The sequence below is a fragment of the Klebsiella sp. 141240 genome (assembly GCF_050600805.1).
Taxonomy (GTDB): Bacteria; Pseudomonadota; Gammaproteobacteria; order Enterobacterales; family Enterobacteriaceae; genus Klebsiella; species Klebsiella aerogenes.
The window spans coordinates 1-576 of the sequence record NZ_JAQIRK010000063.1 but is presented as its reverse complement, the minus strand read 5'-3'; the positions used below and the strand labels follow the sequence as shown (position 1 = coordinate 576).

Here is a 576-nt window from a genome sequence, read left to right as displayed (position 1 = left end):
CCGCTGGGTTCAGCGTTATGCGCCTGAAATGGAAAAACGGCTGCGCTGGTACTGGCGTAACCCTTCCGATCTTTGCCCGTGGCACATGGATGAAACCTACGTGAAGGTCAATGGCCGCTGGGCGTATCTGTACCGGGCCGTCGACAGCCGGGGCCGCACTGTCGATTTTTATCTCTCCTCCCGTCGTAACAGCAAAGCTGCATACCGGTTTCTGGGTAAAATCCTCAACAACGTGAAGAAGTGGCAGATCCCGCGATTCATCAACACGGATAAAGCGCCCGCCTATGGTCGCGCGCTTGCTCTGCTCAAACGCGAAGGCCGGTGCCCGTCTGACGTTGAACACCGACAGATTAAGTACCGGAACAACGTGATTGAATGCGATCATGGCAAACTGAAACGGATAATCGGCGCCACGCTGGGATTTAAATCCATGAAGACGGCTTACGCCACCATCAAAGGTATTGAGGTGATGCGTGCACTACGCAAAGGCCAGGCCTCAGCATTTTATTATGGTGATCCCCTGGGCGAAATGCGCCTGGTAAGCAGAGTTTTTGAAATGTAAGGCCTTTGAATAAG

Annotated in this window: 1 protein-coding gene; it reads left to right on the top strand. The window is 53.3% G+C overall.

Going from position 1 to position 576, the window contains the following annotated elements; genetic code table 11:
* A partial coding sequence (locus PGQ95_RS26325) for an IS6-like element IS26 family transposase (protein WP_032274760.1) occupies nt 1-562 on the top strand: 562 nt, incomplete at its 5' end.
* Nucleotides 563-576: the final 14 nt, after the last annotated feature.